Genomic DNA, 26,068 nt, shown 5'->3' with positions numbered 1-26,068 from the left:
AGAAACTCCACAAAGCTTGGAATCTCTTTACGGAGTTACTTGCGAAGATTTCTCCTTCGTCGAAATGACAATATTGCGTTTAATGGACCTTTTGTCAAGCACATTAACAAGTTAAAAAAATAATCTCATCACTAATCCAAAACCAAAATGTCTTCAAGCACCATCTTAATTTTTATCATCGTATATTTTGGAATATTACTGCTGATTTCACAAATCATCAGCAAAAAAGGACAGGACAACGATTCGTTTTTCAAAGCCAATAAAAACTCCAAATGGTATTTAGTCGCTTTTGGTATGATTGGCACTTCCCTTTCCGGACTTACTTTTATTTCAGTTCCCGGTGAGGTTGGGTCTCCAAACGGAGAACAGTTCAAATACTTTCAGTTCATATTGGGTCAAGCCGTAGGACTAATCATTATTGCAAAAGTATTACTTCCTCTGTATTACAGAATGAACCTTACTTCGATTTACAGTTATATCGAAAAAAGGATGGGAACAAACAGCTACAAATCCGCAGCTTCTATTTTTTTGGTAAGCCGCACCATAGGTTCTGCTTTGCGTTTTTATTTGGTTGTGCTTGTACTGCAACGCTATGTTTTTGACTACTATCACATTCCGTTTCCGCTCACCGTATTTTTAGGCCTTACCTTTGTTTTTCTATACACTTACCGCAGCGGTCTGAAAGCTATTATTATCACAGATACCCTTCAGACATTCTTTCTGGTGTCCTCTGTTTTTATTACCATATATTTTGTTTTAAACAGTTTAGACCTAACCGTTTTCGAATCGGTTTCAGCAATTCGAAACAGTAATTATTCCAAGACCTTTTTCTTCGATGATTTTCTGACGAATAAATTCCATTTTGCCAAACAATTTTTGGGAGGATTGTTTATAATGATTGCGATGGTTGGACTCGATCAGGATTTAATGCAAAAAAATATCAGCTGCAAAAATATCGGAGAAGCACAAAAAAACATGTATACCTTTACCGTTATTTTTGTCACCATCAGTCTTCTTTTTTTAAGTTTGGGAGCCTTATTGTACATGTACGCTGCAAAAAACAATATTGCCGTACCGCTGGACTTAGTAACCAACAAACCCAGAACCGACTTGCTTTTTCCGGAGATTGCACTAAATCATTTGTCGACGATTCCCGCTTTGGTATTTCTGTTAGGAATTATTGCCGCCACTTTTGCTACTACAGATTCTGCTTTAACGGCCCTCACGACTTCTTTTTGTGTTGATTTTCTGGGAATGGATAAAACCGAAAACATTTCAAATCCCAAAAATGTAAAACGAAGACATTTGGTACATCTTGCCTTTTCCTTTCTTTTCTTTCTGGTGATTATTGTTCTGAATTCTTTTAACGACAGCTCTGTTGTTGCACTGGTTTTCAAGGCCGCTTCTTACACTTATGGACCGCTTCTGGGTTTATATGCTTTTGGATTACTTCAGAAAAACAGAATTGTACAAGACAAACTGGTACCTTGGTTTTGTATTCTCGCTCCTGTGTTGACGTATTTATTAAGCGAAAATTCCAAAGCTCTTTTGGGTTATGTTTTTGACAACGAATTAATAATTATTAATGCACTGATTACTTATACAGGCCTTTATTTTACCAGTAAAAAAACCGACAAAAAAATATACTTTTAAGCCGATTACTGCCAAAATACTCTAATTTTAACCCGTTGGATGTAATAAAAAAAATGTTTTAACACGCGGGATTATAACTCTAATTAAAATCTGCTAAATCTGCGGGCTAACTTTTTTCACGCAGATCAGGCAGATCAGGCAGATAAAATGAGAATAAAAAGATTTGCGCAGATTATTTTACTTAAATATCAATGAGTCTAAATGTTTTTTTTAAACATTCAGCTATGTGTACTGATGCAAGTGAAACGCCTTTTACACAACAAGTAATACTATGTTTCTATGTGTTAAAACAATTATAACCAACGAGTTAATTTTATCACTTTTATAATTCAAATCGTCTTTATAAAATTCAATTTTCATGAATAAAAATATTAACGCACTGTACCAAATTGCAAAAAAAGAAACCCGCAGCATTATTGGGTTAATGTCCGGCACTTCGCTTGACGGACTCGATATTGCTTTATGCGAAATTTCGGGTTCAGGGCAAAATAGCACTGTCAAAATAGATCAATTTGAAACCATTGATTATTCGGAAGACATTAAAATTGAAATCCGTAAAGTTTTTGCGAAGAAAGAAATTGATTTTCAACAATTGGTGATGCTCAACGAATGGATTGGAATTTTGCACGCCGAAATGATTAACGATTTTCTGAAAAAACGAAATATTCCCGCCACCCAGATCGATTTAATTGCCTCACACGGACAGACGGTTTTGCACGCACCTAAGTTTTTGCACCAGCAGGAAAAATTTCCAAATGCAACCTTACAAATTGGTGACGGCGATCATATTGCAGTAAAAACAGGCATTATTACCCTTTCTGATTTCAGACAAAAACACATTGCTGCCGGTGGCGAAGGCGCTCCGTTAGCTGTTTACGGGGATTATTTTTTATTTGGAAAAAAAGGAGAAAACCGCATCATGCTCAATATGGGCGGTATTGCAAATTTTACTTTTTTACCCGCTTCTTTAAATTCCGAAGAAACCTTCGTAACTGATACCGGAACCGGAAATACGCTGATCGATCTTTTTACCAAACATTATTATCCTGAAAAAAGTTACGACAAAGATGCCGAAATAGCCAAACAAGGAACCGTAAACCAGTTGTTACTAAACCATTTAAAAGACGATGCTTTTTTCCATCAGGAATTTCCAAAAACAATTGGCCCCGAACTTTTTAGTGCCGAATATGTAAAAGCGGCTTTAGCCAAAAGTACTCCCGATACCATTTCCCCTCCCGATTTACTGGCCACTTTAACCCGTTTTAGTGCCGAAACGATTGCCGAGGCCATTCAGTATGCGGTAAGCCATTCAAATTCTAAACTGGAAGATTTCAAAATTTACCTGTCCGGCGGAGGTACGCACAACCCTTTATTAGTCCAATGGCTTAAAGAATTGTTGCCTTGCGATTTTCATAAAACAGATGAACTGGGTATTTCAGGCGATGCCAAAGAAGCCGTTTTGTTTGCTATTCTAGCCAATGAAACTATAGCCGGAGATGATTTTAATTTTGGCTCACACAAAGGAATTCCATCTGTAACTATGGGGAAAATTTCGTTACCACAGTAAAAAAAACATTTTGGGTGTAATCCCTCAAAGATTAAATAAACACATAGAAACATAGGTTTTATGTGTAAAAAAAGAATACAAAAAAGAAACCTGTTTCCTTCACATAGTAAGCTATGTGTGTTGAGAAAAAGTGAAACGCCTGTTCTTTAGTTTGCAAAATACTATGTCACTATGTGTTAACAATAAGTACCCCGAAACGGATTAAATAAAAGAAAAAAATGAAAGATCGTATCATTTCAGTTGATGTTTTAAGAGGACTTACCGTCTTGTTAATGACCGTTGTAAACAATCCGGGAAGTTGGGATTACGTTTACCCCATTCTCGATCACGCAAAATGGAACGGCTGTACCTTAGCCGATCTTGTTTTTCCGTTTTTTATTCTGGTTGTCGGAATTGCGATTCCTCTTGCCATGCCCATCAAACAGGACAAACCCGAAAATATCTTAAAAATAATTACCCGCTCCCTGCGCATTATTTGCCTTGGGTTCTTTCTGTACTTTTTTAACAGTATTTATTTTTTAGGACTAGATGGATTCCCGCTCCTTCTAATACGTTTACTTATTACTGCCGCAGTTGGATATGCTTTAATTGGAAATTTCAATCTTAAAACCAAAACCATTTTGGCCGTTGGGCTTTTCGTTATTTTCCTGACTTTAGCTTACGGTGGACACGAAAATTTCAGCGATGTCAGGCTTCCGGGTGTGTTGCAACGCATCGGGATTGTCTATTTATTGGTGTCGATTGTTTATTTAAAAACAAACATAAAAACTCAAATCCTTCTAAGTGTCCTTATTTTATTGGGATACTGGGCCATAATGACGCTGATTCCCGTTCCCGGAATTGGTCCTGCAAACCTCGAACCCGGTACCAATTTAGCTTCGTGGCTGGATAGTATTTTACTCAAAGATCACATGTACATCGCTACTAAAACCTGGGATCCCGAAGGTGTTTTAAGCACGGTACCCACTATAGCCAACGGATTGATTGGTTTACTAATTGGACAATTACTGCTTAAACCTTTACCTAAAATCGAAATTGCTAAAAAAATGGGAATCTTAAGCAGCGTACTCCTTATTTCAGGGCTGTTATGGTCAATTGTTTTCCCGTTAAACAAAGCACTCTGGAGCAGTTCTTATGTATTGTTTACTGCCGGAATTGCCCTTTTCCTTCTAACTCTGATCTATTATATCGTAGACGTACTGAACCATAAAAAATGGACCTCTTTTTTACTAAGCTGGGGTGTAAACCCGATGATCGTATTCTTTGTTTCCGGAATATTGCCGCGTGCACTTGCGTTGCTTAAAGTTCAGAACCCTCAAAATATTTCAGATCCCATCAACGTTAGAGACTATGCTTACCAATACTGGATCAGTCCGCTTTTTGAAAATCAAATGTTATCTTCCCTGACCTATTCTATACTATATGTTCTTTTGTGGAGTTGTATGTTAGGATATTTTTATAAAAAAGGGCTCATTTTTAAGGTATAATTTTTGTAAAAAAAAACGAAGAGCATATAATTTCTTATACTCATCTAAAAAAACTATTTTTGGTTTCTGTTAAAAAAGATTGAAATGCATAAAAATCAGCAACTATTATTCTCTATTCTATTTTTATTTCTCTTTGGATGGAAATCCAATGCACAGGAAAAAACCCTTTACCCTAAAAACGAATTTAGAGGGGTCTGGATTGCAACCGTGGTAAACATCGACTGGCCCAAAACGGCTACAGACGGCGTGGAGAAAGAAAAAGCAGACTATCTTGAAATTTTAGAAGCTTATAAAAAATTAAATTACAACGCCGTAATTGTTCAGGTGAGAAGTGTTGGTGATGCTTTGTACCCTACAGAACTGGCACCCTGGTCCCGTTTCCTGACAGGTAAAGAAGGTCAGGCGCCAAATCCGTATTACGACACATTGGCCTGGATGATCGAGGAAGCCCATAAAAGAGGTTTTGAATTTCACGCATGGCTGAATCCATATCGCGCCACTTTCGATCTAAATAAACAGCAGCTGAGCCCTAATCACGACATTTTTAAACATCCGGAATGGATGATCGAATATGCCGGAAAAATATATTACGATCCGGCATTGCCTGAAGTACAGGAACACTTAACCAAAGTAGTAAAAGAAGTAGTTGACAAATACGATATCGACGCTATTCATTTTGACGATTATTTTTATCCGTACACTGTTCCTGGAAAAACCTTTAACGATACTGCCTCTTATAAAAAATATGGAGCCGGACTAAGCATTGGCGATTGGCGTCGTGCAAATGTGAGCAATTTTGTGCACACCATTTCTACCATGATTAAAGCCAGTAAACCATGGGTACAATTCGGAATCAGTCCGTTTGGAGTGTGGCGTAATAAATCACAAGACCCTAAAGGTTCTGAAACCCAATCGACTTCCAATTATGACGATTTGTACGCTGATCCTGTTTTATGGATGGATCAAAAATGGATCGATTACATCCTGCCTCAATTGTACTGGAGCATGAACAACCCGAGAGCTTCCTATTCAAAATTAGTAAAATGGTGGTCAGAGAACTCAAACAATACTGCTTTGTATATCGGACATGCGTCTTATAAAATTAGAGGAGATAATGACAAAAGCTGGAATTTTGCCAGTGAAATCCCAACTCAGATTGATTATGCCCGAAGCTTCAAAAAAGTAAGCGGAAGCGCTTATTTCAGCTCCAAATGGTTCATGAATAAAAACTTTGACATTGTTCGTCTTTTAGAGGAAAACCAATACAAGTATCCGGCACTTCCGGCTGCAGTTCCTAATTTAAAACACATTATAATCGATACACCTGTTGTAAATGAATACTCAAAAGACAGCAGCAAATACACCTTCACGATCAAAAATCCATTGAACACAAAAGTGCGTTATATGGTAATTTATGGTGGAGATCATGTCTCTAAAGTAGATATTGATGATGCTACAAAAATCATCGATAAAATTACAGTTCGCGAAAATGGCGATGTGATTTCATTTAGCATTCCTGCCGAAAAAATCAGTAAGTACAAAGCCTGTGCTGTAACTTTTATAGATTATTATGCCAACGAAAGTACTCCAGCCGCCATCGACTTAAAAAAGACAATTAAACCTTATACCCCTGCTCAGCCTAATGAAAACAGATAATAAACCGTGGTTCTGGATTCCGTTCCTCAATTTCGCATCAGGATTACCTTATGCCATCATTATCTCCGTTTCAGTAATTATGTACAAAAATCTGGGGATCTCAAACGAGGATATCGGCGTTTACACCAGTTTATTATACTTACCCTGGGTGATAAAACCACTCTGGAGTCCTTTTATTGAATTGACAGGAACTAAAAGAAAATGGTTTTTATCGATGCAATTGCTCATTTCTATTGCTTTTCTATTAGTCGGATTTACGATTCCGGCGAGTGGATTTTTCATGATGACTTTAGCCATATTCTGGGTTGCCGCTTTTGCTTCAGCTTCTAATGATATTGCCAGTGATGGCTTCTATCTATTGGTTTTGCCAAAAGAGCAACAATCTTTTTTCTTGGGAATCAGAAGTACATTTTACAGACTTTCGATGCTTACCGGAAATGGATTAATTGTTTTGCTTGCCGGTTATTTAGAACATAAATATGGTGACAATACAAAAGCCTGGTCGTATACCATGATTTTTGTCGGTTTATTAATGACATTTATTACAATTTACAATTTCATCTTTACTCCAAAAGACGAAATAAACACCTCAGAAGGGACAGATAAAACACATCATCAAAACTTTGCAACTATATTCATAAGTTTCTTTCAGAAAAAACAAATTGGAGTAATCCTCGCTTTTATCCTTGTTTTCAGGCTTGGGGAATCGCAGTTACTTAAAATGTTAAGTCCTTTTTTACTTGACGGAAAAGAATTGGGCGGAATGGGATTAGATACCGAAGCAGTTGGAATAATTTACGGAACTTTAGGTATTTTTGCCTTGACTGTTGGAGGAATTTTAGGCGGAATTGCAATCTCTAAACATGGTCTTACCAAATGGATGTTTCCTATGTTTCTTACCATGCATCTGCCTATTCTTGGCTTCATTGGATTGGCCCATTTTCAACCGGAGAATGTTTTCCACCTTCATTTAAATCTATATTTTTTCGAAATTAACTCTCCTTTAAATCTTTATACCTGTATTACTGTTATTCTGGAACAATTTGGATACGGTTTTGGTTTCACAGGCTTTATGATGTATTTAATACATGTTGCAGAAGGAGAATCAAAAACCGCACATTATGCGCTTGCGACTGGTTTTATGGCATTAGGAATGATGCTTCCGGGAATGCTTAGTGGCTTTATACAAAAATATTTAGGTTATGAAAACTTCTTTATTTGGGTCATAATAGCTACAATTCCAGGTCTTATTTTATCACGTTTTTTAATTTTCCCGAAAGATTTCGGAAAAAAATCTGAAGAAGTTTAAACCCCAAATCAAACATCTTACCTATGGAAATCAATGAGAATTTGCAGGCCGAACGCAACTTAAAAGGAGCTGAGTTCGAGAAAACAGGAAATTTAGAAAAAGCGATTGAGTTGTATGAGGAAAATGTCAAGGAAAGCTTTAAAGGAAATCATCCTTATGATCGATTAGCAACGATCTACAAAAACGAAAATAATATTGAAAATGAAATTAGAGTTTTAGAAAAAGCCATTATCATTTACGAAGAAATTACGATCGAAGACCGAATTGAAGGCTTACCAAAACTTTTCCGCTTTAAAAACCGACTAGAAAAAGCATTACATACCAAAACACTACTAGCCAAACAAAAGAAAAGCAAACTGAAATAAGAACAAATTATCATTTTCTAAGTTTTCGTAACCGTATGAAGACAAAACCAAACATATTAGCAATAGTAGTAATCATACTGTTATTATTTTCATGCGGACAATCAAACGAAAAGAAAAAAAAATCCGCAGTTAGAAAAGATTCAGTTTCGGCAACGTTTATACAAAAAGAAAGAGAACATTTAGAAAAAAGAAAAAAATTAGAACAGCAAAATAGAATTGATAGTTTAAGATTTGACCAGATTCTAATAGATGCAATAAAAATTGCAACACAAAATATTGACAAGAACAAATTTCACAAGGAATATAAAGTGGATACTGCAATTGAAGTGGATATAAATTTCGATAATCATTTCACCAAAAAGCATCCTCATTTAATTATTCACCGATACGGAATAGACGATGTATACATTGACATCTATTCAAAAGTTAAGAATAAATTTAAAAAGGTGGTCTCTCATAAAGAATGGAGTATGACTTATAGAAATGACACTATTAGAGATATTAATGGAGATGGATTAAAAGATTTCGTTTTAAACTGGTATGGTGCTACCGGGTGTTGCTTAAAAGCTTTCAGTAATATTTACTTGCTCAGAGAAGACCAAAAAACTTTTTCAAATAGTTTTGAATTTATCAATCCAACTTTCTCTCCTAAAGAAAAAATAATAAGAGGTGTACAATATGGTCATCCTGGAGAAACTGAGATGTATAAGTATAAATGGAATGGTGAGACAATTGACACTCTAGAATATGTCTACTATGAAATAGACAAAAAAGATAAGAAAACCGGTAAATTAATTATCTCAAAAAACAAACCTTATAACAATAATAAAAAAGAGACCGTGCTACTGAGTTCCATGCCTAATGAATATAAAATAATTGAAGGTTATGATTGGTTTACTGGGAAAGGTTATGAATAAAAAGCAGCTTTAAAAAGCATTTTTATGAAAATGCAAACTTTTAAATCCAGAGAAATAAATTTCATTTTAGACAAAACACTATATTATAAAGATCCTTTTTTCAAAAACGAAAATAAATTTAACATCATGATTAGTTTAAAAAGAACCAACTCTGACGACATTGATTTTAGAAACCTGGTAGTTTTACTGGATCAGGATTTAAAAATCAGAGATGGAGACGACCATGCCTTTTACAATCAATTCAACAAGACCGATCAAATAAAACATGTTGTCGTTTTTTACGAAAATGATGTTGCTGTAGGTTGTGGCGCTTTCAGAGAAAAAGAAAAAGACAACGTAGAAATCAAACGCATGTTTGTACATCCGGATTTCCGCAAAAAAGGAATTGCTTCTCAGGTACTGGCAGAACTCGAACGATGGGCCAAGGAAGTTGAATACCGTTATACGATTTTAGAAACCGGTAAAAATCAGCCGGAAGCCATCAATCTGTACCAAAAATTAGGTTACACTATTATTCCAAATTATCCGCCTTACGAGAAAATGGAGAATAGTGTTTGCATGAAAAAGACTTTAGAATAACCTATTGAGTGTAACTATTTTCAACACATAGAAACATAGATTTTTTTAGCAAAAAAAAAGCGTTTCACTTATTTAAAATACACAAAGCTGGTTATGCGAAAGAAATATATTTCTTTTTTGTATCCTTTTTTACACATAATATCTATGTTTCTATGTGTTTAATTAAACTTTTACGAATTACAACCCAACGGGTTTTATACTAATGAAAATGACAGCACAAGCATTAAGACAAAAAGTGGGACAATTCTTTTTTCCTGCAGTTTTTATAAACGATACCGAAGAAAACATTCAGAAAACCGAACGTTTAATAAAAGAACACAACATTGGTGGACTTACCTTTTTTCACAGCCGTGCCAGTGCCGCAACAAATTACGAAAGCAAGAAACAAGTCGTTTTTAATGACGATAGTTATCAAAAAATAAAAGACCTGATCGTTCGCTACCAAAAAGCAGCTTCTACCCCCCTTTTAATCAGTATTGATGCCGAATGGGGTTTGGCGATGCGCATTGAAAAAACGCCGCAATACCCGTACGCGATCACGTTGGGAGCTTTGCCGGAAAGCAAATCACATTTGGTTTATGAAGTTGGAAAACAAATTGGTTTAGATTTAAAAGCGGCCGGGATTCATTACAATCTGTCGCCACTGGCAGACATCAACAACAACCCGAATAATCCGGTAATTGGCTATCGTTCTTTTGGTGAAAACAAAGAAAAAGTTGCCCATTTTGCTGTCGAATATTTGAAAGGTATGTCCGAAGCCGGAATTTTAGGCTGCCTGAAACACTTTCCGGGACACGGCAATACCAATGTCGATTCGCATCTGGGATTACCGGTTTTAAACGAAACCTTAGAAGAATTACTCGAAAATGAGTTATACCCTTTTATCAAAGGTATTGAGAACAATGTAGATTCGATTATGATTGGACATTTGGCAGTTCCAAGTTTGAATGATGGAAAAAACACATCGGCGACGCTTTCAAAACCTATTATCGAAACACTTTTACGAGAACAGCTGGGTTATGACGGTTTAGTAATTTCTGATGCCCTAAACATGCACAGTGTTTCTAAATTATACGAAACCAAAGGAGAACTCGAATGGGAAGCCTTCAATGCCGGTAACGACGTTTTATGTTTCGCCGAAAATGTTCCGGAAGGAATTGAAGCCATTCTTAAAAATGCTTCTCCGGAACGCATTGAAGAAAGTTTTAACAGAATCAGGAGCGCAAAGCAAAAAGTTGGCATTTTATCTGAAATTCCATTTACTTCAGGTGAGTTGAATTTTGAAAGAGCTTCGGCTTTAAACCTTGAAATTGCTCAAAATTCCATCACCAAAATCATCGGTAATTTCACTACTGAACAGATTCTTGAAGCGCAAAGAAACAATCAGCTGGCCAAATTCAGTTTGTACAAAAACAGCAATAATCCATTCTTTCAAACCTTAAATTCAAAATTAAATTCAGCAGAATTTGCTTTTGAAAATCTGAAAGATTCAAACATTCAGAAAATCCAAAAAAATCTGGAGCCGTTTGAAACCATTATCATTTCCTTATTTGTTCCGAAAGCAAAACCGATGAACAATTTTGAGATCAATGAAGAAGTTTTAACACTCCTGTCAGATTTGTTGCAAATAAAAAAATGTATTCTTTATGTTTTTGGAAATCCTTATGTTTTATCCATAATCCCGAACCTTTCAAAGGCTTCAGGACTTATTCAGGTATATCAGGATTTTGAAGAGTTTCAAAAAAATGCCGGAATTCAATTTCTTGAAAATGGAATTTGTAAAGGCAGTCTTTCTGTAAATATTGACATTCAATAACTTACAACTCACAAACAATTACACATAATCAAAAACTATCAGTTGATAAATTTTTATAATCACATCTTATTGTAAGAATGTGTACTTATACCCTACTTTTGCACCAGAAATAAATTTTTAACTTTAAAACGAAAAATATGTCTTTAGTAGGAAAAAAATTCCCAAGTATTGCAGTTGATGCTATCTCTGAAATGGGTGATAATTTAAAAATCAACATTTTTGAAGAAGCAGTAAACAACAACAAAAAAGTATTATTGTTTTGGTACCCAAAAGATTTCACTTTTGTTTGCCCAACAGAATTACACGCCTTCCAAGCTGCTTTACCAGAATTTGAAAAAAGAAATACTATCGTAATCGGAGCTTCATGTGACACAAACGAAGTACACTTTGCTTGGTTAAACACTCCAAAAAACAATGGTGGAATCGAAGGTGTAACTTACCCAATCTTAGCAGATACTAACCGTAACTTAGCTAACATTTTAGGTATCCTTGATATCGAAGCTACAAGCTACAGCGAAGAAACAGATTCAGTTATCATTGAAGGTTCAAACGTAACGTACAGAGCTACTTATTTAATTGACGAAACTGGAAAAATTTTCCACGAAAGTGTTAACGATATGCCATTAGGACGTAACGTAAACGAATACTTAAGAATGGTTGATGCTTACACACACATTCAAACTAAAGGTGAAGTTTGTCCTGCAAACTGGGAAGCTGGAAAAGAAGCAATGAGCGCAGACAGATTAAGTACTGCTGAGTATTTGAGCGCAAACTAATTCCTTTTAAAGGTTCTAAGATACTAAGATGCTAAGGTTCTAAGATTTTATCTTAAAGCCTTAGTAACTTAAATCTTACTACCAAAAATTATTCAAAAGAAACTGAGACAAAAAAGCTAAAAAACTTAGCGACCTAGAACCTCAGTACCTTAGAACCTCAAAAAACAAAACAAATGTTAATCGACTTAAACGAAGATACGTTAGCAGATTTAGTTGCTAAAAACGAAAAAGTAGTAGTACAATATTCAGCTTCATGGTGTGGAAATTGCCGTATTATGAAACCAAAATTCAAAAAATTAGCAACAGAAAACGAAGCTATCACTTTTGTTTTGGTTGATGCTGAAAATTCTCCGGAATCACGAAAGTTAGCCAATGTAAGCAATCTGCCTACGTTTGCCACTTTTGTAAACGGACAATTGGTTGGAGAAACTCAAACCAATAAACAAGAAGTTTTAATCGACTTGGTAAACGCTATCGCGTAATGAGATTGGTTAGACTTACTTAGATCTTTAGACTCCTTAGACGACGTCTGAATTCTCAAGAAAGTCTAAGAAATCTAAGAATGTCTAAAAATCTAAGAAATCTAATTATGAAATTACCCGTAATAAAGCAATTGACCCAATTCATCGAGGAAAACGATCAGGATTATATCATTGAAACCATTGAAGTTTTAGAGGCTATGACTGAAATTCCGTCTTTAAAGGATGAAGAATTAGATGTAATTGGCGAATTAATTTCAAACATGTATGGCGCACTTGAAGTACACAAAATGGTAGTTCAGGGCACTGATAAAAAAGAAGCTCTAAATGCGTTTATGAAACGTGTTTTAGGTTCCATCGATAAATAATCGAGCATTACAAATAAAAAAAACATGACAAGAGAAAGCGTTTCAATTTTGAGACGCTTTTTTTTATTTTTCAGTCTCAGTAGCAGTTTTCAGTCTCAGTTTTCGCGCAATCTTGTCCTCTCGAAAAAGAAGAAACTCCATAATCAAAATCACCAATCTTTATAGATTAACTAGTGTAATTTATCTTTCATCGAAATGACATACTTTGTGATAAATCTAAAATAATTCGTGAATTCGTGACTGTCCAAAAAACATGCTTAATCTCTCCTTAAACCCATTAACAAATACTTTTAGATTCAAATATTAATCCTTACTTTTGAGCCTCATTAATTTAAATAAAAATCATGGCTTCAATAACATTGGGAGGAAATCCTATTCATACTTCAGGCGAGTTACCAACAGTTGGATCGCAACTAGCTGATTTCAAATTAGTACAAAACGATTTATCCGTTGCTTCCTTAAGCAATTTCACCGGAAAAAAACTAGTTTTAAACATTTTCCCGAGTATCGATACCGGAACTTGTGCTACATCTGTTAGAAAATTTAATGAAAGTGCCAGCAATTTAGAGAACACAACTGTATTGTGTATTTCAAGAGATTTACCATTTGCTCAAAAACGTTTTTGTGGTGCTGAAGGATTAGAAAATGTAGTTAATTTATCTGATTTCCAAGCAGGAGATTTTGGAAAAACTAATGGTTTAGAAATTGTTGACGGACCGTTAGCAGGATTACATTCAAGAGCAATCATTGTAGTTGATGCTGATGGAAAAGTAATTCACACAGAACAAGTAGCTGAAATTGCTAACGAACCAAATTACGAAGCAGCTTTAGCAGCACTATAAAATTTTAAATGGAATTTCAAAAAGATAATACCTTTGTTACAGGACGATTAAAAAGTATGACATATGCTTTTAATGGAGCCGTAAAACTTATCAGAACAGAACACAGCATTATGGTTCAATTCTCACTGGGAATTATCATGACTATTGCCGGGTTTTATTTTCATATTTCACAGACCGAATGGTTGTGTCAAACATTAGCCATAGGTTTAGTTTTAAGTGTTGAGGGCCTGAATACGGCAGTAGAGAAGATTGCCGATTTTATTCACCCTGATTACAGCAAACGAATCGGTTTCATTAAAGATATTGCAGCCGGAGCGGTATTTTTTGCTGCAATGACAGCAATAGCAATAGGCTTAATCATTTACATCCCAAAATTCACATAGGCAACAGGAAACGCAAGAATGGCAAAAACAACCAAAAAAGAAACTTTAGACAAAAAAAACGAATCAAAGACTGAAACGGCAAAGTACGGAAAATTAACCAAGCAACAAAAGTTTGTTTTGGGATGCCTTTTAGTACTATTTTCAGTTGCACTTTTAGTTGCATTTATTTCTTTTTATGTCAACGGACAATGGCAATCAGATCAAAGTGCGGTAAGCCAGCTTGGCGATCGTGCTGAAGTTGTAGAAAACTGGCTCGGAAAATTCGGGGCTTTTCTCGCCGATCTTATTGTATACAAAGGTTTTGGTATTGCCGCTTTTGTACTGGTGCGTTTATTTTTCCTTACCGGAATGTTTCTCGCCCTGGAACTCTCTACCAAAAAATTAAAAAACATTTGGTTTTGGGATCTGTTTGCTATTATTATTGTTTCTGTTCTTTTTGGCTTTTTTGCCACATCGGCACCGGAATTGGGCGGAACAATTGGATACGAACTTAACCTGTTTCTACAAGATTATATTGGAAAAACAGGTACTTTACTTACATTACTGTTTGGCCTGATTATTTACCTGATTTTCAAAATCAAACTATCGCCTGAAAAAATTCAATCGTTTTTTGATTCTACCAAAAAGGAATTCAATTCAGAATTAGCTTCTATAAAAAAGCCACAGGAAGCTGAAAGCGCTTATAATTTAGAAGAATTTGCAATCGAGGAAGAAGATCCGGAATTGGACAACATTCATTTAAAATCTGATGTCAGCCAATTCGAAATCAACAAAGAAGCCCTGAAACCAACCATTTCAAATGCATCAGAAATTGATTTGAATCCGGTTTTAAAACCAGTTCAAATGGATGTAAATCCGGTAACTGTAAAAACTCCGGTTCATACAGAAGAATTCGTAATTGAAAAAGCAGAAGAAGAGGATATTATTGAAGAAAATCTGGCTTCACGTCTCGTAGCCGATTTTGGTTTATTTGACCCCACTTTAGACTTATCCAATTACAAGTTTCCAACAATTGATTTATTAAAAGAATATTCGACCGGCGGAATCACCATCAATCAGGAAGAATTAGAAGAAAATAAAAACAAAATTGTAGATACACTGCGCAATTATAAAATTGAAATTGCACAAATTAAAGCAACCGTTGGTCCATCGGTAACTTTATACGAAATTGTACCGGAAGCCGGAATCAGAATCTCTAAAATTAAAAGCCTGGAGGACGATATCGCACTATCGCTTTCGGCATTAGGAATTCGTATTATAGCTCCAATTCCAGGAAAAGGAACGATTGGTATCGAGGTTCCGAATAAGAACCCAACAATGGTTTCAATGAAGAGCGTTATTGGGTCGGCGAAATTTCAGGAAGCCGAAATGGAGCTGCCAATTGCCTTAGGGAAAACCATTTCAAACGAGACTTTCGTAGTCGATTTAGCAAAAATGCCACACTTATTGATGGCTGGAGCAACCGGACAAGGAAAATCCGTAGGTTTAAATGCTGTTTTAACCTCTCTTTTATACAAAAAACATCCGGCCGAAGTCAAATTTGTACTGGTGGATCCGAAAAAAGTAGAGCTTACACTTTTCAATAAAATTGAAAGACATTATTTAGCCAAACTTCCGGATACCGAAGATGCTATCATCACAGACAATGCTAAGGTAGTAAATACCCTGAATTCCCTTTGTACTGAAATGGACAACCGTTACTCTTTACTAAAAGACGCAATGGTACGTAATATTAAAGAGTATAACGAAAAGTTCAGAGCTCGAAAATTGAACCCTGAAGCAGGTCACCGCTTTTTACCTTATATTATTTTAGTAGTCGATGAGTTTGCTGATTTGATCATGACAGCAGGTAAAGAAGTTGAAATTCCAATTGCCCGTTTAGCTCAGCTGGCCCGTGCTATTGGTATTCATTTAATTATCGCCACTCAAAGACCATCGGTAAACGTTATTACAGGTTTAATTAAAGCCAATTTCCCTGCAAGAATTGCTTTTAGAGTAACTTCTAAAATCGATTCCCGAACTATTCTGGATACTCAGGGAGCCGATCAGTTAATTGGACGTGGAGATTTATTATACACCAATGGAAATGATGTGGTACGTGTACAGTGTGCTTTCATCGACACTCCTGAGGTAGAAAAAATTACGGATTTTATCGGTTCGCAAAAAGCTTATGCCACGGCTTATTTGCTTCCGGAGTTTGTTGGAGAAGAAACTGGCATCAATCTTGATGTGGATATTTCCGAAAGAGACACTTTATTCAGAGAAGCTGCAGAGATTATTGTCAATGCACAACAAGGTTCCGCTTCATTACTGCAAAGAAAATTAAAATTAGGATACAACAGAGCCGGTCGATTGATCGATCAGCTGGAAGCAGCCGGAATTGTTGGCCCTTTTGAAGGCAGTAAAGCAAGAACTGTAAACATAACTGACTTAAGTGCTCTTGATCAATTTTTTAACAATGAACAAAATTAACCCCATCATGAAAACAAAAATTCAGGAAATCCAAAACAATTCTATTACTAAGACGACTAAAAAGTGTATTCAAATGGCAGTTTTATTGCTTTTGAGCTTCACTTCTATTCAGGCTCAGGATAAAAAAGCCAAAGATCTATTGAATGAAGTAACTTCTAAAATAAAAAGCTACAACAATATTGTTATTGACTTTAAATACACTCTGAATAACGCCAAAGAAAACATCAACCAGGACAGTAAAGGTAATGTGACAATGAAAGGCAATCAATATGTATTGAATTTCATGGGAGTAACTAAGATATTTGACGGTCAGAAAACATACACTATCGTTCCGGAGGATGAAGAGGTTACGATTTCTAAAGTAAACGAAAAAGACGATACCGCTATTACACCTTCAAAAATGCTGACTTTCTTCAATTCAGGATATAAATACAATATGGATATTGTTCAGAACGTGAAAGGAAGAAAAATTCAATATATCAAATTAGCCCCTACAAACTCAAAAGATCAAAGGAAAGAAATTCTTTTGGGTATTGATGTTCAGACCAAACACATCTATAATTTGATTGAAACCGGAAAAAATGGAACAAAAACCACTTTAACCGTTAATTCTTTTAAAACCAATCAGCCTTTATCAAAAAATCAATTTACATTTGTAGCGAGCAAATATCCAAAATACTACATCAATAAATTAGACTAATTACAAGGTTGAAAATTTTAGACAAATACTTACTAAAAACATTCCTGATTACATTTACTACGGTATTTGTAATCCTTTTTTTTATCTTCATACTTCAAACCGTATGGCTCTTTATCTCAGAACTTGCAGGTAAAGATCTGGATTTGATATTGGTGGTAAAATTCCTTTTATTCTCGATGCCCAGAATCATTCCGCTGGTTTTACCCCTATCGGTTTTACTTGCTTCCATTATGACTTTTGGTAATTTGGCTGAGAATTATGAATTCGCGGCCATGAAATCATCCGGAATATCCCTTCAAAGAGCTATGCGGGTTTTAATCATGTTTATCTTTGTTTTAAGTATTGTCGCTTTTTGGTTCGCCAATAATGTAATTCCGTATGCGGAATACAAGTTTATTAATTTCCGAAAAAACATTGCACAGGCCAAACCTGCAATGGCAATTGCCGAAGGACAGTTTAACGATGTTGGTTTTTACAACATTAAGGTCAACAAAAAATCGGGTGAAAACGGGAATATTTTAACTGGCGTTACTATTCACGAAAAGCCAAATAATACCGGTGAAAATAAAACTGTTATTAAGGCCAAAAGTGGCAAACTAATGAGTAACGAAAAATCCAGCATTTTAAAATTAGTTTTAAATGATGGTTATTACTATCAGGACGTCACTCCAAAAAAATACGAGGATCGCGCTAAACTGCCTTTCATAAAGAGCGCTTTTAAAAAGCAAATTATCAATATCGACTTATCCGAATTAAACAAAACCGATGACGATAAGGAAAACATAAGCAATACAAACGGAATGCTGAATGTTAGTGAACTTCGTTATACTCTGGATTCACTTAACAAAAATCTGGATAATGAAATTATTTCTTTTTCAGAAAACATCAATCAGCGTGTTGGGATTAGAAAATCGCCGGCACCCTTAAAAACAGATAAAAAGAAAAAAGATTTACCCAATAATCTTTTATCGCTCTATACCACTAAAGAAAAATCTGATGTTATTAAAATGGCCAGTAGCAATGTTACGAGCAATATCTATTCTATTGAAACCACACAAAACGATTTAAAAGACAAACAAAGAGACATCAACAAACACTTAACGGCCTTATATGAAAAGTTCGTTATTGCGTTTGCCTGTTTTTTAATGTTTTTTATTGGCGCACCACTAGGAGCCATCATCCGTAAAGGAGGGCTTGGTTTACCTATTGTTTTTGCTGTTTTAATTTTTATTACATTCCATTTCATCAATACTTTTGGAAAAAGACTTTCGCAGGAAGGCGGAATGAGTCCATTTATAGGATCATGGATGTCTTCTTTCATATTATTGCCTTTAGCCGTTTTATTAACGTATCGTGCTACTAACGACAACGGATTAATCAACTTTGACGCAATTACAACTCCAATATTACAACTATTTCAAAAAATTTCAGAGCGGTTCTTTCCTGCTCAAAATCAAAAATAATTATGTCAACAACAAAAATACAACTGAATACCATTGAAGAAGCTATTGAAGACATTCGTCAGGGTAAAGTAATCATTGTAGTCGATGATGAAGATCGTGAAAATGAAGGTGATTTTTTGGCTGCAGCCGAAAAAGTAACTCCGGAAATGATCAATTTTATGGCTACTCACGGACGTGGGTTAATTTGCGCCCCATTGACAGAAAGCCGTTGTAAGGAATTGGATCTAAGACCAATGGTTACAAACAATACAGATCATATGGAAACTGCTTTTACTGTTTCTGTTGATTTAAAAGGACATGGAGTAACCACGGGAATTTCAGCAGCTGACCGATCTAAAACAGTGCTAGCACTAACAGATTCAAATGTTAAGCCACATGAACTGGCACGCCCGGGACATATTTTTCCTTTGGTAGCCAAACAAGGCGGTGTTTTAAGAAGAACAGGACATACAGAAGCTGCAATTGATTTTGCCAGATTAGCTGGATTCAAGCCAGCCGGTGTGATCTGTGAAATTTTGAATGAAGACGGCACCATGTCTCGTTTACCGGAACTGGTTAAAGTAGCCAAGAAATTCAATTTGAAATTAGTTTCAATTGAAGATTTAGTAGCCTACAGAATGCAGCACGATAGTCTGATTGTGAAAAAAGAAGATTTTGACATCGAAACACGCTTTGGAACTTTTAGATTGAGAGCATACGAGCAAACTACCAACAAACAAATTCATATTGCGTTAACAAAAGGTACCTGGAATCTGGGAGAACCAATCTTAACGAGAATCAATTCTTCACAAGTAAATAATGATTTGTTAGGAACATTGACCAATAATGCCGAGCAGCAATTAGACGATATGTTTAAGGTGATTAATGAAAACGGCAAAGGTGCTGTATTATTCATAAATCAAGACATGACGGCTGTGAATCTATTGAATAGAATTGCAGAGCTTAAAGCCTTGCAGGCAGGAGGAACAATGAAAGCACCAAAAGTGATCATTGACAGTAAAGATTATGGAATTGGCGCTCAGATTTTACACGATATTGATATTTCAAAAATCAGACTAGTCTCTAACACGGAACAAACAAAACGTGTGGGAATGATTGGATATGGACTTGAAATTACCGAATACGTAAGCTACTAAATAAATATGGGAACATTAGAAGAAAGAATTGCAAAATCGGAAACACGTATTTTTAAAGCGGTTTTTCCGAGTACGACAAACCATTATGATACTTTATTTGGAGGTACAGCACTTCATCTTATGGATGAAGTTGCTTTTATTTGTGCGACAAGATTCAGCCGAAAAAAGGTAGTTACAATTTCGACTGGTCAAATTGATTTTAAAAAAGCTATTCCAGCCGGAACTTTAATCGAATTAGTAGCCAAAGTGATAAGTGTTGGAAGAACGAGTTGTAAAATTCACGTTGATATTTTTATGGAACAAATGTATTCCGAACTTCGCGAAACCGTAGTTTCAGGAACTTTTTCGTTTGTTGCCGTTGATGAAAACAAAAAACCTGTACCGGTTTTAGACGACTTGGAATAATTTTTTTCAAAAATCAGTTTCTCGTAAATACTGGTAATTAAGCACTTGAAAATTATTAAAAAAAACTTTCAAAAAAAGTCCGAAAAAAGTTTTGAGAACCGAAAAAGCATCTTATATTTGCACTCGCAATCAGCAAATGATCTGCGACATACTGGAGAAATGGCAGAGCGGTCGAATGCGGCAGTCTTGAAAACTGTTGACTGTAACAGGTCCGGGGGTTCGAATCCCTCTTTCTCCGCCAGTAGAAGTTTCAAAAGAAACTTTAAAAGTCAAAAGCCTTTAAATACAAGTATTTAAAGGCTTTTTCGTTTTTTGTCACTTGTCAAAAAACACATATATTATCTAAGTACAGTGACCCTATGAGTGACCCCTATTTTTTTTTGCAAAAAAAAGCAAAAAAAGGGTCACTAAAAAAAGTGAATTGCCCGGGAATTCCCTGAAAACACTACAAACTTTCAGCTATTTTAAATCAATTTGATTATTAATTTAAAATTGTGAGTTATGTTAAAAGTAATTTTTTATCTCAAAGCAGGTAAATTCAACAAAAATGGAGAATCTCCAATTTATGCCCGCATTTCGTACAAGAAGCAATCCATAACGATGGCGGCGGGTAAATCGATCTTAAAAGAAAGATGGCAATTTACTGACAACCTAAGAAGTGTTCTAAAACTTGAAAAAGAAAAGGTTATTAAGAATGCCCTGGATCTTTTTCTTCTTGGTATGGAGAAGAAGTTCAATGAACTTCTTAAAATTGATCAGGATTTTTCATTGCAATTACTCAAAGATGAATTTAAAGGAGAAACAGCAGTAAAAGAAGATTGTGTAAGCATAATCGAAATTATGAACAGGCATAATGAGTTCTTTAAAAGAAAGGTTGATGCCGGAGAGCGATCAAAGGCTTCCTACCAGAAATATGAACGTGCAAAAGATTTGCTTGTCACATTTATGACAAAACAGTATGGAATACAAGATATTTCTTTGCCAGAAGTGAACAGTGCCTATGTTTACAATCTTGAGGCATTTCTTAAATATGACAGCAGCTTTAAAGGCAAAACAGGCATTCAAAATAACTCGGTAGTCAAATACATGCGTATGTACAAAACAGCATGTAAATACAGCATCAGAATGGGTATAATAGACAAAGACCCTTTTAATGTTTATGATGGTAAACTGCATGTCACAGATGCTGTATTTCTTACTCAGGAAGAATTAAACTTAATTGAAAACAAGAAGTTTTCAGTTAAACGCCTAGAAAAGGTTAAAGATGTTTTTCTGTTTAGCTGTTATACGGGATATGCACCTGTAGATGCCGCTAACCTTACATCCAATAACATATCTTCGGATGGAAATGATAACCTTTGGATTATGACCAATAGGGCAAAAACAGCAATTAGGGCAAATGTCCCTATCCTTCCTCCCACCTTGGCGATTATTAATAAATACAGAAACATGCAAATTGGACTGATCCCAAATTTATCTAATCAAAAAATGAATGCTTATCTAAAGGAAATTGCTGATTTGTGCGGTATCGATAAACACCTCACTTGGTATGTAGCGAGACATACGTTTGCAACAACCGTGACTTTAGGTAATGGAATAAGAATAGAGAATGTTTCAGCAATGATGGGACATACTAATATTAAACAGACCCAGCATTATGCTAAGGTACTGGATATGAATATCATGGAAGATATGTCAAAATTAAAACAAAAGTACACCTGAACAATTAGCCAGTTAAACACTGACTAGACTACTATTACAAAGGCAAAAGAATTCACAATTGAATCCTTTTGCCTTTGTATTGAAATAGAATCTTATCTTACTTGTAGAAGTACAATCAATAATAATCACGGTTCGTTTTCGCTAAGTATTTTTTCTATTTTGCTTGATTCATACAAGTAAATATCACCTAATTTAGTATAAGGAAGTATACCCGTTTGACGGTATTTTATAATTGTATTATTTGAGAGTCCGAATATTTTCTTTAAATCTTCATTTCTATAATATCGTAAACTGTCTTTTGTATTGTTTCCTTTTATTTTTGAATCGATTTTTTCTAGTCTGGCATATAAAGGATCTAGCAATTGTTTGATTGCTACTATATAGGACATTTTAGTTTTGTTATCTTCTTTAGACATAATAGTTAATTTTTAGTATTGCATTTTAAGTGATACAGATTACCAGCAAATTAATTTTTCTCTCCGTTTTTCAAGTATAACAATAATAGTCTCAAGAAATCTTATTTGCTTGTCTTTATAGGTAAATCCTTTTGACTCAGAAAACTGTTTACTTATAGTATCTATGTTTGTTTGAAGCCCTGAATCTCCTATATATGTAAAATTATTTTCTATAAAAAGCTGAATTTTGCTTCTATTACACTTCTGATTAAGGTCATCAAAAAATAAAATTTTCTCATCCATAAGAATATAAAAAAGTTGTGCCAAATCGCTCTTGTTGAAATTAGAACTGCACTTCTCTTGTGCTAAGGCATTAAGTGACGAATTCCTTTTACTAAGGTTAGGTTTATTTTTTTCTAAAAACCTTTCTATTTCTTGCATCCTCCCATACAATTTTGAAACCGCATCGGGAAGTTCTTCAAAAGCAAACTTCTTCATAACATAAACTTTTTTTGCAATTTTACTTCTATATCAATGTCACTAAGAATTGAAATAAATCGTACTCCTTTGGTTTCTATTGCGTTTTGGAAGATAACTTATATAACCATACTCATTTAGTTCACGCATGCATTTATGGTATGTTACAGGCCCGGTTATCTTCGCTAACTTCATGATTTCATACCTATAGACCTCAATAGGATTAACAAAACCCTTTTGCGTCCTAAATTGAAGCAATGCCGCATATATACCAATATGAGTGATACTAATACGGTAATCTTTTTCTATTGCCTTAAAGAAATCAGATAAAGGTTTTAATGTTTTCATTATTTCCTAGATTATCAGCTTACACGCATACCATTTCTTGTGGAATGGTTCACCTGTTGACTCTCATTTGTCTTTTGCTGCTGTTTTACTGTTTCCATTGTTTTATTCCCCAATGCCGTTGATAGCGTAATTTTTCTTGAGTGCTCGTCATAAATATTTATCGATTTAAATTGAGGATTGGCTTCAATATAAAACCGATGTTCATTTCCATTTTTAATCAAGGTTACAGGCAGCCTGTTTCCTTGTTTTAAAGCATCCTTTAATTTATCTGCTTGAGTTTTATTTGATAATTCCTTTAAAGGAAGTTGTTGTACGGCTTTTTCAAGATCGTAACCATACCCGGAATGAAATTCTTTGATTCTATGATTGCCACTAGCATCTTTGTCGTTAAGATCTAGTTGTATCCAAGTTTTTTCCTTTTGAACCGCTCGCCCTGCCAATAAATTATAAGCCTGTGTTGTGTCAACAGAATTTTCTTGCTCAACTTTGAAGTACTGATTCCTGTTTTCTTCAGGTTTTAACTCATTATGCAAACTAGCTTTATAACCCTCAAATTGATACTGTCCGCTTTGGTCTTTAACAAAGGACAACTCATGATCCAGTCGTTCTTTTTCGTTGACGTAATAGGAAACCGGAATAGTAAATTGCTGGTGACCTTGTTTGATTTGCTGATCAATTTGATTTGATAAATCTATAAAACCAATACGCTGCACTTGATTGCACAGCGCTTGGTTATTCTTCTGCTCTTCTTTTACATCCTTACGCACTGCAATTTGATCTATAAGCGGTGCGACAACTAGTTTACGAATGAGTCTTACCAATAAATTAGGATAAAGCTGTTTTAGAATCTTGTCCTTTTCCTGCTTGAGCATCTGCAAAGCAAAACGTTCCTCAATATTTTTGCTGCCCTTATACTTTGTTCCAATTCGCTCGTAATGATGCAGCTTTTCTTTGATCAGTGACCTATTATTGGAAAGATTAAAATTAAACAGTTTACTAAAACGCTCTTCCCTGGAGCGCCACTGGTTCAATTCCATCTCTACTCTGTTTACGGGAAGTTGTTCGTTCATCATTATTGATTACATGGATTGACTTTTCTTTTTCTTCTTAGCTTCCTTTGGCACTTCTGGTCCATCATCATCAGTAGTTTGGTTTTGCTTTTTACTGCCTTGTTTTTCAGAAGTTTGCTGGCTTTCGGATTGCTTTTCTTCTTTAGACTTACGATTATCAATGCGCTGCAAATTGCTGTCATATACATTAATTGTCTTGAATTGTGGGCTGGCTTCAATATACTGCTTAATCTCATTTCCTTCTTTTTGGAAAGTAGCGGATTGCAGGTTTCCCTTTTTCAAAGAATTTATCAAGTCTTCTTTATATTTTGGGGTTTCCAGTTCTTTAATCGGATGTTTGGAGAGTGTTGCTTCTAAATCATAGCCGTAATTCTGATGGTAATGGTTTAGCTTAAAGTTTCCATTAGATTCGGACTGTTTAAAATCGATTTGAAGCCAAACGTTGTAAATTTCTCCCTCCTTGTTGGTAAGATCTTTGTTTACTGATCTGCCTTCCATAAGATTGTAAGCTTCTTTCATGGTGATGTTGCTGCCTTTATTGATATAAAAGGTTTGCTCCAAATTTTCTTTGGAATTCTCTTTTTGCAATTCCACTTTATAAGAATTAAAGAAATACATATCGCTTTCTTTTGACTTATTGAAATTTAATGTAGCTGCAGCAGTATCATTACCATATTGCGTATTATGTGTCAAAGTGAAATTAGGTTCTTCTTTCTGCATTTTTTCTTTTAATTCAGATTCAAGCATTTCACCGAATCCCGTATACTTAATCTGATCTCTTAAGTATTCAAAATTTTTCTCGTTCATGATTTCAATTTTTAATTATTAAATAGTTTATAGTTTGGGAAGTACAGTCACCTGTACCAGTTTTGTATTCTTGACATGTTCTTCTAAATGTCTGCCGCCATTTTTCTCCATTAGCTGAATGGTTAAATATTTTTTTTCCGGAATTGTAAATTTTGGCAGTGCAAATACAAAGATGTTTTCTGCTTCAGCTTGAATTTTATCAATATCATTCAGGATATAAATTGGTTTAATTTCGATTTCCTGTGAAGCAGTACGTTTTATTTTTTTAGTGTCGCGAATAAAAAAACGAAGCTGGTCTATCTCATAATTGATTTTAGAATTGTTGGTTATCTTTACCCTGTAATACATTACTTCGTCACGAATAAAAATTCCGTTGAGCCTAAAATCAATATCGTATCTACTTTCCTTTTGACCTCGCAACTTTTTTTTGTCGTATAGCGCTAACTTTGAATATTCCTCAATATCCTGATCATTAATAATTTCATCTGAAAAATAAATTTCCTGTCCATCTGGCTTAGTTTTATTCAGCGTAAGATTCAGCTGCGGGAAATCTTCATTATAATCCAGCACGAAAGAATAGAGTTTACCATCTGCAGTCACGACCGTAAGATTGGTCTGAAAAAATCCCTTTTGAGCTGCCTTAACCTGAAGGATGTTTTCAAGACCTTTTGCTTTTTGTACCAATATGTCGGGACTTCCTTTGTCGACACTTTTTATGGCAAAAGGAAATACAAGGTTGGTCGTTTTTGAATAGGCTATCATTAAGGAGTCCGATTCTGTTTTGGATAAATGGTTTTTACCTGTTTGCTGTGCCAATACACCGATGGTCATAAATAATACATAGCCCATCATCAATAGTTTAAAATTTTTCATCTG

At 35.1% G+C, this 26,068-nt stretch carries 26 protein-coding genes and 1 tRNA gene; 21 read left to right on the top strand and 6 right to left on the bottom strand.

Annotated elements, in window-relative coordinates:
* The first annotated feature begins 147 nt into the window (after nt 1-147).
* The 21 genes from AC3IS6_RS11580 (at nt 148) to AC3IS6_RS11480 (ending at nt 22,095) form a co-directional block, all read left to right on the top strand.
* Nucleotides 148-1,653 (top strand): sodium:solute symporter, encoded by a 1,506-nt coding sequence (locus tag AC3IS6_RS11580; RefSeq protein WP_489159479.1) that lies wholly within the window; start codon nt 148-150, stop codon nt 1,651-1,653.
* Between the two features lie 358 nt (nt 1,654-2,011).
* A complete protein-coding gene (locus tag AC3IS6_RS11575; RefSeq protein ID WP_489159477.1) occupies nt 2,012-3,220 on the top strand; it encodes an anhydro-N-acetylmuramic acid kinase in 1,209 nt (402 codons plus the stop codon).
* Nucleotides 3,221-3,438: 218 nt separating this feature from the next.
* Nucleotides 3,439-4,707, top strand: a complete 1,269-nt coding sequence (locus AC3IS6_RS11570; protein WP_489159476.1) for an acyltransferase family protein — start codon at nt 3,439-3,441, stop codon at nt 4,705-4,707.
* A gap of 84 nt (nt 4,708-4,791) precedes the next feature.
* Nucleotides 4,792-6,363, top strand: coding sequence for a glycoside hydrolase family 10-like protein (locus AC3IS6_RS11565; RefSeq protein ID WP_489159474.1), 1,572 nt, complete (start codon nt 4,792-4,794; stop codon nt 6,361-6,363).
* Entirely contained in the window at nt 6,350-7,672 is a 1,323-nt protein-coding gene (locus AC3IS6_RS11560) for an MFS transporter (protein ID WP_489159473.1), read from the top strand. The genes AC3IS6_RS11565 and AC3IS6_RS11560 overlap by 14 nt, the downstream gene beginning before the upstream one ends.
* Nucleotides 7,673-7,695: 23 nt before the next feature.
* A complete protein-coding gene (locus tag AC3IS6_RS11555; protein ID WP_489159471.1) occupies nt 7,696-8,037 on the top strand; it encodes a hypothetical protein in 342 nt (113 codons plus the stop codon).
* A gap of 35 nt (nt 8,038-8,072) precedes the next feature.
* On the top strand, nt 8,073-8,954 hold the full coding sequence (locus tag AC3IS6_RS11550) for an XAC2610-related protein (protein ID WP_489159469.1): 882 nt from the start codon (nt 8,073-8,075) through the stop codon (nt 8,952-8,954).
* Between the two features lie 126 nt (nt 8,955-9,080).
* Complete coding sequence (locus AC3IS6_RS11545; protein ID WP_489164919.1) at nt 9,081-9,533, top strand: GNAT family N-acetyltransferase; 453 nt, start codon at nt 9,081-9,083, stop codon at nt 9,531-9,533.
* Between the two features lie 208 nt (nt 9,534-9,741).
* Nucleotides 9,742-11,349 carry a glycoside hydrolase family 3 protein gene (locus tag AC3IS6_RS11540; protein WP_489159467.1) on the top strand — a complete coding sequence of 536 codons (1,608 nt, stop codon included), beginning with the start codon at nt 9,742-9,744 and terminating at the stop codon, nt 11,347-11,349.
* Nucleotides 11,350-11,486: 137 nt separating this feature from the next.
* Nucleotides 11,487-12,125: a peroxiredoxin gene (locus tag AC3IS6_RS11535; protein ID WP_160375383.1), complete on the top strand. Its 639-nt coding sequence runs from the start codon at nt 11,487-11,489 to the stop codon at nt 12,123-12,125.
* Between the two features lie 173 nt (nt 12,126-12,298).
* Nucleotides 12,299-12,607, top strand: coding sequence for a thioredoxin family protein (locus tag AC3IS6_RS11530; protein WP_007805605.1), 309 nt, complete (start codon nt 12,299-12,301; stop codon nt 12,605-12,607).
* Nucleotides 12,608-12,714: 107 nt separating this feature from the next.
* Nucleotides 12,715-12,972, top strand: coding sequence for a DUF6952 family protein (locus AC3IS6_RS11525; RefSeq protein WP_017495510.1), 258 nt, complete (start codon nt 12,715-12,717; stop codon nt 12,970-12,972).
* Nucleotides 12,973-13,316: 344 nt separating this feature from the next.
* Nucleotides 13,317-13,814 (top strand): thiol peroxidase, encoded by a 498-nt coding sequence (gene tpx, locus AC3IS6_RS11520; RefSeq protein ID WP_489159464.1) that lies wholly within the window; start codon nt 13,317-13,319, stop codon nt 13,812-13,814.
* A gap of 8 nt (nt 13,815-13,822) precedes the next feature.
* On the top strand, nt 13,823-14,197 hold the full coding sequence (locus AC3IS6_RS11515; RefSeq protein ID WP_489159462.1) for a diacylglycerol kinase: 375 nt from the start codon (nt 13,823-13,825) through the stop codon (nt 14,195-14,197).
* 18 nt (nt 14,198-14,215) lie between these two features.
* Nucleotides 14,216-16,669, top strand: coding sequence for a DNA translocase FtsK (locus tag AC3IS6_RS11510; RefSeq protein ID WP_489159460.1), 2,454 nt, complete (start codon nt 14,216-14,218; stop codon nt 16,667-16,669).
* Between the two features lie 73 nt (nt 16,670-16,742).
* Nucleotides 16,743-17,369, top strand: coding sequence for an outer membrane lipoprotein periplasmic chaperone LolA1 (gene lolA1, locus AC3IS6_RS11505; protein ID WP_476019505.1), 627 nt, complete (start codon nt 16,743-16,745; stop codon nt 17,367-17,369).
* An 8-nt stretch (nt 17,370-17,377) separates the two neighbouring features.
* Entirely contained in the window at nt 17,378-18,832 is a 1,455-nt protein-coding gene (locus AC3IS6_RS11500; protein WP_489159458.1) for an LptF/LptG family permease, read from the top strand.
* 2 nt (nt 18,833-18,834) lie between these two features.
* Nucleotides 18,835-19,968 carry a 3,4-dihydroxy-2-butanone-4-phosphate synthase gene (gene ribB, locus AC3IS6_RS11495; protein ID WP_173967331.1) on the top strand — a complete coding sequence of 378 codons (1,134 nt, stop codon included), beginning with the start codon at nt 18,835-18,837 and terminating at the stop codon, nt 19,966-19,968.
* Nucleotides 19,969-19,974: 6 nt separating this feature from the next.
* The gene (locus tag AC3IS6_RS11490; RefSeq protein ID WP_489159457.1) at nt 19,975-20,373 is read left to right on the top strand and encodes an acyl-CoA thioesterase; all 399 of its coding nucleotides are present in this window, start codon (nt 19,975-19,977) and stop codon (nt 20,371-20,373) included.
* A gap of 153 nt (nt 20,374-20,526) precedes the next feature.
* A tRNA-Ser gene (locus AC3IS6_RS11485) sits at nt 20,527-20,614 on the top strand.
* 260 nt (nt 20,615-20,874) lie between these two features.
* Nucleotides 20,875-22,095 (top strand): site-specific integrase, encoded by a 1,221-nt coding sequence (locus tag AC3IS6_RS11480; RefSeq protein ID WP_291285254.1) that lies wholly within the window; start codon nt 20,875-20,877, stop codon nt 22,093-22,095.
* A gap of 125 nt (nt 22,096-22,220) precedes the next feature.
* Here AC3IS6_RS11480 and AC3IS6_RS11475 read toward each other — a convergent pair whose 3' ends face one another.
* The 6 genes from AC3IS6_RS11475 to traN are packed head-to-tail and all read right to left on the bottom strand — an operon-like array spanning nt 22,221 to nt 26,065.
* A complete protein-coding gene (locus tag AC3IS6_RS11475) occupies nt 22,221-22,511 on the bottom strand; it encodes a helix-turn-helix domain-containing protein (protein WP_065450762.1) in 291 nt (96 codons plus the stop codon).
* A gap of 39 nt (nt 22,512-22,550) precedes the next feature.
* Nucleotides 22,551-22,988 (bottom strand): hypothetical protein, encoded by a 438-nt coding sequence (locus tag AC3IS6_RS11470; RefSeq protein ID WP_291285255.1) that lies wholly within the window; start codon nt 22,986-22,988, stop codon nt 22,551-22,553.
* Between the two features lie 42 nt (nt 22,989-23,030).
* Entirely contained in the window at nt 23,031-23,315 is a 285-nt protein-coding gene (locus tag AC3IS6_RS11465; RefSeq protein WP_291285256.1) for a hypothetical protein, read from the bottom strand.
* Between the two features lie 14 nt (nt 23,316-23,329).
* On the bottom strand, nt 23,330-24,388 hold the full coding sequence (locus AC3IS6_RS11460; protein WP_291285257.1) for a hypothetical protein: 1,059 nt from the start codon (nt 24,386-24,388) through the stop codon (nt 23,330-23,332).
* 6 nt (nt 24,389-24,394) lie between these two features.
* A complete protein-coding gene (locus AC3IS6_RS11455) occupies nt 24,395-25,192 on the bottom strand; it encodes a hypothetical protein (RefSeq protein ID WP_291285258.1) in 798 nt (265 codons plus the stop codon).
* 27 nt (nt 25,193-25,219) lie between these two features.
* Nucleotides 25,220-26,065, bottom strand: a complete 846-nt coding sequence (gene traN / locus AC3IS6_RS11450) for a conjugative transposon protein TraN (RefSeq protein ID WP_291285259.1) — start codon at nt 26,063-26,065, stop codon at nt 25,220-25,222.
* Between the last annotated feature and the right edge of the window lie 3 nt (nt 26,066-26,068).

Source organism: Flavobacterium sp. KH_035 (assembly GCF_057839565.1).
The sequence above is the reverse complement of the archived record's forward strand: the minus strand, read 5'-3'. Positions and strand labels throughout refer to the sequence as shown.